The organism is Bifidobacterium magnum (assembly GCF_000741255.1).
GTDB classification, from domain to species: Bacteria; Actinomycetota; Actinomycetes; order Actinomycetales; family Bifidobacteriaceae; genus Bifidobacterium; species Bifidobacterium magnum.
In genome coordinates, this window is record NZ_JGZB01000001.1 from 1 (window position 1) to 10,657 (window position 10,657).

Annotated in this window: 5 protein-coding genes; 4 read left to right on the forward strand and 1 reads right to left on the reverse strand. The window is 62.1% G+C overall.

The genetic code is table 11. The features are described from left to right. Positions 1-75: 75 nt before the first annotated feature. Complete coding sequence (locus tag BMAGN_RS00005) at positions 76-675, reverse strand: tRNA (cytidine(34)-2'-O)-methyltransferase (protein WP_081640889.1); 600 nt, start codon at positions 673-675, stop codon at positions 76-78. 191 nt (positions 676-866) lie between these two features. Here BMAGN_RS00005 and BMAGN_RS00010 point away from each other — a divergent pair, with 191 nt between their 5' ends. From BMAGN_RS00010 to BMAGN_RS00025, 4 genes are all read left to right on the forward strand, one after another. After that, complete coding sequence (locus tag BMAGN_RS00010; RefSeq protein WP_081640890.1) at positions 867-1,751, forward strand: HhH-GPD family protein; 885 nt, start codon at positions 867-869, stop codon at positions 1,749-1,751. A 98-nt stretch (positions 1,752-1,849) separates the two neighbouring features. After that, on the forward strand, positions 1,850-2,617 hold the full coding sequence (locus BMAGN_RS00015; protein ID WP_022859860.1) for a hypothetical protein: 768 nt from the start codon (positions 1,850-1,852) through the stop codon (positions 2,615-2,617). A gap of 280 nt (positions 2,618-2,897) precedes the next feature. Then, positions 2,898-6,458 carry a DNA-directed RNA polymerase subunit beta gene (rpoB, locus tag BMAGN_RS00020; RefSeq protein ID WP_022859861.1) on the forward strand — a complete coding sequence of 1,187 codons (3,561 nt, stop codon included), beginning with the start codon at positions 2,898-2,900 and terminating at the stop codon, positions 6,456-6,458. A 46-nt stretch (positions 6,459-6,504) separates the two neighbouring features. Further along, positions 6,505-10,536, forward strand: coding sequence for a DNA-directed RNA polymerase subunit beta' (locus tag BMAGN_RS00025; protein ID WP_022859862.1), 4,032 nt, complete (start codon positions 6,505-6,507; stop codon positions 10,534-10,536). Positions 10,537-10,657: the final 121 nt, after the last annotated feature.

Consider the following 10,657-nt stretch of genomic DNA (forward strand, 5'->3'; position numbering starts at 1 on the left):
AGACATGAAACGCGGCGTKTCATGTCTCAAAATGCAGAAGGGGATGCCAAAAGTGTAAGAGGCGGATAAGCGTCCTCACTCGCCACCCTTGAATCCGAGCTGGCGCCAAGCCTCATAAATGGCGATCGACGCGCAATTCGTGAGGTTCAGGCTGCGCAGGCTCGGGCGCATGGGCAGGCGTACCTGTTCGGCCACATGCGGGCCGAACATGATGTCGGTCGGATCCGGGATATTGCCCGGTTCCGGCCCGAACAGCAGAATGTCGGTCGGCTTATACTCAATGTCCGTGTACAGCTTCGTGGCGTGCGCGGTGAACGCGATAATGCGCGAGTTCGGCATCGACTCGACGAGCGAATCGAAATCCGGGTGCAGCACGACATGCGCCATATCATGATAATCGAGGCCCGCGCGGCGCAGCTTCGTGTCCTTCAAATTGAAGCCGAGCGGCTCCACCAAATGCAGAATCGTGCCCGTCACCGCGCACAGGCGGATCGCGGAGCCCGTATTGCCCGGAATACGCGGCGAGTAGTAGCACAAATGCGGCGTGCTCGTCTCCATTTTCGCGGCGTCTTCCGGCTTCATCATCGCGTCGACCACGGAAATCGGGTTGCCGTGAGCGTCGGTCACAAGCTCGTCGGGACCATAATTCGACTTGCGGTAGCCATATTCAAACATTTGCTCAACTTGAGATTCGGGATTGTCGGTCACGGAACTTCAGCTTTCTCATTTGGGATGCGTACAATGAGTCATTTACATATGACGTATGGAACAGCCCCAAGAATAATTGGGATGACTGACGGAACGGAACTGCAGTGACTACGAAAGCCCGATCTCTGACCACGCAACAGGAACATGACATCGACCTCATGCGGGCCGCCGTCGAGCGCGATTTGGCGCTCTGGTGGCACCAGAATGCGCGCGACCTGCCATGGCGCTTCGGCCGCACGAGCCCGTGGGGCGTGCTCGTGTCCGAAGTGATGAGCCAGCAGACGCAGATGAGCCGCGTGGTCGGCTACTGGGAAGCGTGGATGAACAAGTGGCCCGACGCCACGGCGCTCGCCAAGGCTCCCACGGCCGAGGTGATCGCCGCGTGGGGCAGGCTCGGCTATCCGCGCCGCGCGTTGCGTTTGCAGGAGTGCGCGGGAGTGGTGAGCGAGCAATACCACGACCAATTGCCGCATGATTACGAAAGCCTTGTGGCGCTTCCGGGCATCGGCGACTACACGGCGAGCGCCGTAATGAGCTTCGCATTCGGCGAGCGCGTGGCCGTGATCGACACGAATATCCGGCGCGTGCTGGGCCGCGCGTTCCTCGGCGTCGAGTCGCTGGGCGGCTCGACCAGTCCTGTCGAGCGCACGCTCGCGTGGCGCGTGCTGCCCGAGGCGGCCGCGCAGTCCGTCGTATGGAACCAGGGCGTGATGGAGCTCGGTGCGCTCGTGTGCACGGCGAAACAGCCCGGCTGCGATTCGTGCCCGTTGCGTTCCATGTGCGTATTTTTGGCGGCAGGGCGGCCGGGCCTCGGGGAACGGCGTACGCGTCCGCGCCAGCGGTTCCAGGGCACGAACCGGCAGGTGCGCGGCATTATTTTGCAGTCGCTGCGTGATCTGCCGGACGGGCAGAGCGTGGTGACCTACGACAAGTTGCGCGAATTGTGGCCCGACCGTGCGCAGCTCGACTTGTGTATCGATTCGCTGGAACATGACGGCCTTGTTGAAATTGTGGACGGCCATGCGGTTCGGCTGCCGCAATAATAAGCTGGCGCAATAACTGGGCGGTGTGCGCGGCGGCGAGTACGGTTATGCTGGACTTAGTCAAATAGTGCTGTCACGTTGCGTAAAGGTTGCGATATATGGTCACCAGGAAGACGAATCGTTCCGCGGCTTCTTCCGCGTCACCAAAGGCGGGGAAGAAACGTACCGCCGTCCGTGGCGGTGGAAAATCGCAACTCCGGGGGCGCGGCGGCCGTCCGTCGACCTCGCAGCGTACGGGAAAACCGCAACCGAAGGGCGCCAAGAAGCGCCTTTCCGCCGCGCAGCGCAACAAGCGTGCGATGTTCATGCGCCGGCGCATCATGCTTATTCTTGCGGCGCTTGTCGCCATTTTCTGCGTGTTCAGCCTGATCCGCGGATTCATCATGATCGGCCAGAACATTGCGGCCGGCGACACGTCCTCTTCGCGTTCAGCCGTGCCGCAGCCCAAGGCCACGAGCAAAGTGCCGATGTGCGGCAAGGATGACATCGACCTGACGCTTACGCCGAACACGACCACGGTGGGCGTGGGCGGATCGGTGACGTTCACCGCGAAAATCACGTATGTGGGCAATAGTGCGGAAGGCTGCTTTGTGGACGGCGAGGACGACAACCGCGTGCTGACGATCACGTCTGGCAACAACACGGTGTGGCGTTCGGACGCCTGCCCGTCCACGTACCGGCCGCTACTCGTTTATAAAGGCGGCGACGACGAGCAGAAAATCGTATGGAACACGAACGCGAGCGGCGACGAGTGCGTGGCCGACGCCGACCTTCCCCACGTGCAGGCCGGCACGTATGTGGCCAAGCTTGTATTGAAAGACGACGATACGGTAGTCAGCGACCCTGTTTCGATCACCGTGCAGTAACTGGCGGACCATTGATCGGGGGAGTGGTGAACAATCGTCGATTGATCATCTATTAATGGAACGTTTCCGGCAAATGAAACGGACAAGCATAACACGCCGAAGTCGTTTTTGTCTTGAGACACGCCGAAAATTGTGGTAAATTATTGATTTTGCGTATATGCATGTCATATGGCGGGCATGCTGACAACGGTAAAGCGCCCGCGTAGGCATATAGCGGCCGGCTCTCGCGCTTTGCACTGAATCACCAGCATACTAATAAGAGAGCGATAAGGAACGTCCATTGGCTGAAACTGAAGCTACGACGAATACCACTGAAGTCATCGCACGCGCCGACCAGCACGATATCGATTTGCGTCTCGCAACTGATCGTGTGAATTTCGGCTCCATTCGCGAACCTATCGATGTGCCATACCTGTTGGGTGTACAGACCGACAGCTTTGACTGGCTCATCGGCAACGAACGCTGGGAGAAGCGCGTAGAAGAGGACGAGAAGAACGGCACCCATACCGTCAACCACATGTCCGGCCTCGCGGAAGTCTTCCAGGAAATCTCCCCGATCGAGAACTTTGCCCAGACCATGAGCCTGACATTCTCCGATCCCTACTTTGAAGAACCGCGCCACACGGTCCAGGAATGCAAGGAAAAGGATTACACCTACTCGGCGCCGCTGTATGTGAACGCCGAATTTGAAAACGGCGAGACTGGCGAAATCAAGTCCCAGACCGTCTTCATGGGCGACTTCCCGCTGCAGACCCCGCACGGCACGTTCATCATCGGCGGCACCGAGCGAGTCATCGTCTCCCAGCTCGTGCGCTCCCCGGGCGTGTACTTCGACCGCACGCAGGACCGTTCTTCCGACAAGGAAGTCTTCGGCGCCAAGATCATCCCGAGCCGCGGCGCATGGCTCGAATTCGAAATCGACAAGCGCGACTTCCTCGGCGTGCGCGTGGACCGCAAGCGCAAGCAGTCCGCCATCGTGTTCCTCATGGCCATCGGCATGACGAAGTCTGAGATCGCCCAAGCCTTCGAAGGCTACCCGCTCGTGCTCGACGCGCTTGAGAAGGAAACGATCGATTCCCAGGAAGCGGCGCTTACGGACCTGTACCGCAAGATCCGCCCGGCCGACACGGCCACCCCGGAAGCGGGCCGCAACCTGCTCGACTCCTTCTACTTCAACACGAAGCGTTACGACCTGGCTCGCGTTGGCCGCTACAAGATCAACCGCAAGCTCGGCCTCGAGAAGGACTACAACGACCGCAGCCTGAGCCGCGAAGACATCGTGACGACGCTCAAGTACCTCGTCGCGCTGCACGACGGCGCTTCCACGTTCCCGGGCATGCGCGACGGCGAACCCGTCGAGCTGCGCATTGACGTGGACGACATCGACCACTTCGGCAACCGCCGTATCCGCCAGGTCGGCGAACTCGTGCAGAACCAGCTGCGCACGGGCCTGAGCCGCATGGAACGCGTGGTGCGCGAACGCATGACGACGCAGGACGCCGAAGCCATCACGCCGCAGTCGCTGATCAACATCCGCCCTGTGAACGCCACGATCAAGGAGTTCTTCGGAACGTCCCAGCTTTCGCAGTTCATGGACCAGAACAACCCGCTGGCCGGCGTGACGAACAAGCGCCGTCTGTCCGCACTGGGCCCCGGCGGCCTGTCGCGCGACCGCGCGTCCATGGAAGTGCGAGACGTGCACCCGTCCCACTACGGCCGCATGTGCCCGATCGAATCCCCTGAAGGCCCGAACATCGGTCTGATCGGCTCGCTCGCAACCTTCGGCCGCATCAACCCGTTCGGCTTCATTGAGACGCCGTACCGCCGCGTGGTCAACGGCCACGTGACCAACGACGTGGTCTACATGACGGCCGACCAGGAAGCCGAGCACGTGATCGCGCAGGCCAACCAGGAGCTCGACGACAACGGCAACTTCACCGCCAAGGAAGCCCTGGTGCGTGACGCCGCCGGCGAAGCGGAAGATGTCCCCGTGGAAATGGTGGACATGATGGACGTGTCCCCGCGCCAGATGGTGTCCGTGGGCGCTTCCCTCATTCCGTTCCTCGAGCACGACGAGGGCCACCGAGCGCTCATGGGTACGAACATGCAGCGCCAGGCCGTCCCGCTGATCAAGTCCGAGCGTCCGCTCGTGGGCACCGGCGCCGAATGGCGCGCCGCCCGCGATTCCGGCGACGTGATCCTGGCCAAGAAGCCGGGCGTTGTGACCTACGTGTCCGCCGACATGATCCGCGTCATGAACGACGATGGCACCGAGAGCTCTTACAAGCTCGCGAAGTTCCAGCGTTCCAACCAGACGACCTGCTACAACCAGGTTTCGCTCATCCACGACGGCGAACGCGTGGAAGCCGGCACGGTTCTGGCCGACGGCCCGGCAACGGAACAGGGCGAAATGGCTCTGGGCAAGAACCTGCTCGTCGCCTTCATGCCTTGGAACGGCTACAACTACGAGGACGCCGTGATCATTTCCCAGCGCCTCGTCCAGGACGATACGCTGTCTTCGATCCACATCGAGGAGTACGAGATCGACGCCCGTGAAACGAAGCTGGGCGCCGAAGAGATCACGCGCGACCTGCCGAACGTGGGCGAAGACGCCGTGGCCAACCTCGACGAGCGCGGCATCATCCGCATCGGCGCCGAGGTCGAAGCCGGCGACATCCTTGTGGGCAAGGTGACGCCGAAGGGCGAAACCGAGCTGACTCCGGAAGAGCGCCTGCTGCGCGCCATCTTCGGCGAGAAGAGCCGCGAAGTGCGCGACACCTCGCTGCGTGTGCCTCACGGCGAGACCGGTACGGTTATCGCGGTCAAGGAAATCACGCGCGAAGACGCTGAAGAGGACGGCGACGAGCTGCCCAACGGCGTCAACCAGATGATCCGCGTCTACATCGCCCAGCACCGCAAGATCACGCAGGGCGACAAGCTCTCGGGCCGCCACGGCAACAAGGGTGTTATTTCCCGCATCCTGCCTGAAGAGGACATGCCGTTCCTCGCGGACGGCACCCCGGTCGACATCATGTTGAACCCGTTGGGTGTGCCTTCGCGAATGAACCTGGGCCAGGTGCTCGAACTGCACCTCGGCTGGGTCGCTCACCAGGGCTGGGACATCTCGCTGGATCCGGACCTCGAGGCCGAATGGAAGAAGTACGTGCCGAAGGGCGCCGAAAAGGCCGAGCCGGGCACGCCGGTGGCCACGCCGGTGTTCGACGGTGTGCGCCAGGACACGCTCAAGGGCCTGCTGTCCACGACGCTCGCGGACCGCGACGGCAACAAGCTCGTCGGCTCCAACGGCAAGGCGACGCTGTTCGACGGCCGTACGGGCGAACCGTACCCGAAGCCGATTTCCGTTGGCTACATGTACATGCTGAAGCTGCACCACCTCGTGGACGACAAGATTCACGCGCGTTCCACGGGTCCGTACTCGATGATTACGCAGCAGCCTCTGGGCGGCAAGGCCCAGTTCGGCGGCCAGCGTTTCGGCGAGATGGAAGTGTGGGCCCTCGAGGCCTACGGTGCCGCTTACACGCTGCACGAAATGATGACGACCAAGTCCGATGACGTGGACGGCCGCGTGCGTGCATACGGCGCCATCGTCAAGGGCGAGAACCTGCCGCCGGCAGGCATCCCGGAGTCGTTCAAGGTGCTGCTCAAGGAAATGCAGTCGCTGTCCTTGAACGTCGAGGTGCTCAACGCCGAAGGCGTGGCCATCGACATGAAGGAAGAGGACGACGATCCTGTTTCCCGTTCCAACGATTTGGGCTTCAACATTGGAGCGCGTCCGAATTCCAGGGCCGACCAGGTTATGGACGAACCGGAATACAAGTAAGTCAAGTACGACCATAAGAAACGTTTCGAAAGACAGGATTTAAAGAGTGCTGGACGTCAACGCATTTGACAAACTGAGGATCGGTCTGGCCACCGCGGACGACATTCGCGGTTGGAGCTACGGCGAAGTGAAGAAGCCGGAGACGATCAACTACCGTACGCTCAAGCCTGAGAAAGACGGCCTGTTCGGCGAGCAGATCTTCGGACCTACCCGCGACTGGGAGTGCGCCTGCGGCAAGTACAAGCGCGTGCGCTTCAAGGGCATCGTATGCGAACGCTGCGGCGTGGAAGTCACGCGCAGCCGTGTGCGCCGTGAGCGCATGGGCCACATTGAGCTCGCCGCCCCGGTGACGCACATCTGGTTCTTCAAGGGTGTCCCGAGCCGTTTGGGCTACCTGCTGGGCATTCCGCCGAAGGACCTCGAGAAGGTCATCTACTTCGCCTCCTACATGGTCACCTCCGTGGACGAGGAAGCTCGCCACCAGGACCTGCCGGACCTGCAGGAAGAGTTCGACAACGAGATCCACAGCCTCGAACGCCGCCGCAATCTCGAAATCGAGGAGCGCGCCAAGAAGGTTGAAGAGGATCTCGCGGCCCTCGAGGCCGAAGGCGAAGCCAAGGGCAGTGCCAAGACGAAGCTGCGCAACGGCGCAGAGCGCGACATGGCCGCCATCCGCCAGAAGTACACGGACCAGATCGACCGCCTGAACTTCGTGTTCAGCAAGTTCAAGTCGCTCAAGCCGGGCGACATGGAAAACGACGTGGATCTGTGGCACGAGATGGAAGACCGCTACGGCGACTACTTCGAAGGTTGCATGGGCGCCGAAGCCATCAAGAAGCGCCTGCAGGACTTCGATCTCGAAGGCACCGCCAAGGAACTGCGTGAAGAGATCGAGACCGGTACGGGCCAGCGCAAGGCCCGCGCCCTCAAGCGCCTCAAGGTCGTCAACGCCTTCCTGACCACCGGCAACAAACCGGAGGCCATGGTGCTCGACGTGATCCCGGTCATCCCGCCGGACCTGCGCCCGATGGTGCAGCTCGACGGTGGCCGCTTCGCGACCTCGGATCTCAACGATCTGTACCGCCGCGTGATCAACCGTAACAACCGACTCAAGCGACTCATCGAGCTCGGCGCCCCGGAGATCATGCTCAACAACGAGAAGCGCATGCTGCAGGAAGCCGTCGACTCCCTGTTCGACAACGGCCGTCGCGGCCGTCCGGTGACGGGCGCCTCGAACCGTCCGCTCAAGTCCCTGAGCGACATGCTCAAGGGCAAGCAGGGCCGCTTCCGTCAGAACCTGCTGGGCAAGCGTGTGGATTACTCCGGCCGTTCCGTGATCGTGGTCGGCCCGAGCCTGCGCATGCACCAGTGCGGTCTGCCGAAGCCGATGGCCCTCGAGCTGTTCAAGCCGTTCGTCATCAAGCGCCTCGTGGACCAGGGCTTCGCCCAGAACATGAAGAGCGCCAAGCGTCTTGTGGACCGCGGCGACTCCGAAGTGTGGGGCGTGCTCGAAGACGTGATCTCCGAGCATCCGGTGCTGCTCAACCGTGCACCTACGCTGCACCGTCTGGGCATCCAGGCCTTCGAGCCGATCCTCGTGGAAGGCAAGGCCATCCACCTGCCGCCGCTTGCCTGCGCCGCCTTTAACGCCGACTTCGACGGCGACCAGATGGCAGTCCACCTGCCGCTGTCCGCCGAAGCCCAGGCCGAGGCCCGCTCGCTGATGATGGCTTCCGACAACATTCTGAAGCCGGCCGACGGCCACACCGTGACGATGCCGTCCCAGGATATGATTCTGGGTCTGTACTACCTGTCCACCGTGGTGGACGGCGCCAAGGGCCAGGGCCGCGTGTTCGCTTCGCTCGACGAAGCGCGCATGGCGCTCGACCGCGGTGAAATCGACATGCAGGCCAAGGTGCTCATCCGCCTGCCGGAAGACTTCGTGCTGCCGACCGGCTGGGAGCCGGGCGAACTCGAAGTCGTCGATCCGGAACCGGGCAGCCCAGACGTGGTGAAGGAAGAGCGCTTCTCTGATGGCTCTATCCTGTTCGCTACTTCGCTGGGTCGCATCCTGTTCAACGACACGCTGCCGGTGGACTACCCGTTCATCAACGAGCAGGTGCCGAAGGGCCGCCTGTCCAAGATCGTGGACGATATTGCTACGCGTTACTCCACGCAGCAGGTCGCCGCGTCGCTGGACGCCCTGAAGGATCTCGGCTTCACGCGTGCACCGTGGTCGGGCGTGACGATGGCCTACTCGGACATCGTGGCCCCGCCGGAGCGCGACGAGATCATCAAGGGATACGAAGACGAGGCCGCCAAGGTCAACAGCCAGTACGACATGGGTCTGTTGACGGAAGAGGAACGCCGCCAGGAGCTCATCAACCTGTGGACCGAATGCACCGACAAGGTCGCCGACGCCATGCGCGACAACTTCCATGATGACAACAACGTGAACATCATGGTGCAGTCCGGTGCACGAGGCAACTGGATGCAGATCCGCCAGATCGCCGGTATGCGTGGTCTTGTGGCTAACCCGAAGGGCGAAATTATTCCTCGTCCTGTCAAGTCCAACTACCGCGACGGCCTGTCCGTGCTCGAGTACTTCATCTCCCAGCACGGCGCCCGTAAGGGTCTGGCCGATACGGCACTGCGTACGGCAGAGTCTGGCTACCTGACGCGTCGTCTTGTGGACGTCGCCCAAGAAGTCATCGTGCGCGAAGAGGACTGCGGCACCAAGCGCGGTCTGCCGATGAAGGTCGCGGAACGCGACGAAGACGGCAACCTCGTGCTCGTCAAGGCGGCCGACGGTGGTCCTTACTCCCGTCTGCTCGCCACCGACGTGCTCGATCCGGCCACGGGCGAAGTGCTGTACTCCGCCGGTGACGCGCTGAGCATGGACGTGCTGCGCGACATGGTCGCCCACGGCGTGGAAGAAGTCAAGGCCCGCTCCGTGCTGACCTGCGACTCCAAGCGCGGCGTGTGCGCCAAGTGCTACGGCTGGTCGCTGGCCACGAACAAGCTCGTGGACGTCGGCGAAGCCATCGGTATTGTGGCAGCACAGTCCATCGGCGAACCTGGTACGCAGCTGACGCTTCGTTCCTTCCACTCCGGCGGCGTCGCCTCGGCTTCCGATATCACGCAGGGTCTTCCTCGTGTTACCGAGTTGTTCGAAGCCCGTACGCCTAAGGGCGAGGCTCCGATCGCGGAGTTCCCCGGCACGATCAAGGTCGAGGACACCGAGCGCGGCCGCATGGTCACGCTGACGCCTGACGACGATTCCGTCGAGCCGATTTCCTACCCGGTAACGCGCCGTGCACCGCTTATGGTCAAGGACGGCGAGCACGTGGTGGCCGGCACGCAGCTCATCGAGGGTTCCGTGGATCCGAAGAAGATCCTGCGCATCCTCGGCCCGCGCGCCGCCCAGATGAACATTGTGGAGGAAGTCCACAACGTGTACCGTTCCCAGGGTGTGGATATCCACGACAAGCACATCGAAGTCATCGTGCACCAGATGCTGCGCCGTATCACCGTGATCGACTCCGGCGACACGAACCTGCTGCCGGGCGAGCTCGTCGACCAGTCCCGCTTCAAGGAAGCGAGCCGCGAGGCCGTGAAGAACGGTGGCCGTCCGGCTACCGGCCGTCCGGAACTCATGGGTATCACGAAGGCGTCGCTGGCCACCGAATCGTGGCTGTCGGCCGCTTCGTTCCAGGAGACCACGCGCGTGCTCACCGAAGCCGCTCTCTCCGAGAAGGAAGACGACCTCAAGGGCCTCAAGGAGAACGTCATCATCGGTAAGCTCATCCCGGCCGGTACGGGCCTGGCGCGCTACCGCAACGCGACGGTTGAGCCGGACAAGGCGATCCGCGACACGATCTACCCGAACTTCGGCCTGACCGAAGACGGCGATCTGAACACGGACTTCTCCGACGCCGACCTGTCCGACGTGGACTTCTCCACGATCGATTTCGGCGACCTGAAGATCGGCGACGACTTCAACCCGGACGATTTCCTGAATGACAACGGCGGTGCGACGGACCTCGGTTCCGACACCGACTTCGATTTCAACATCTGATCCGCTCAGATGATCGGACGCCGGCATCCGCTGTGATGCCGGCCCCGGTCTCGGATAGCCTCACGTAGGCTCATCTCAATCGGCCCCGTCACGAAAGTGGCGGGGTCTTTTTATATATATT

Bases quoted from the DNA above. Each gene is read 5' to 3' on its own strand.
- BMAGN_RS00005 (WP_081640889.1), bottom strand. From the start codon at position 675: ATGTTTGAATATGGCTACCGCAAGTCGAATTATGGTCCCGACGAGCTT.
- BMAGN_RS00010 (WP_081640890.1), top strand. From the start codon at position 867: ATGCGGGCCGCCGTCGAGCGCGATTTGGCGCTCTGGTGGCACCAGAAT.
- BMAGN_RS00015 (WP_022859860.1), top strand. From the start codon at position 1,850: ATGGTCACCAGGAAGACGAATCGTTCCGCGGCTTCTTCCGCGTCACCA.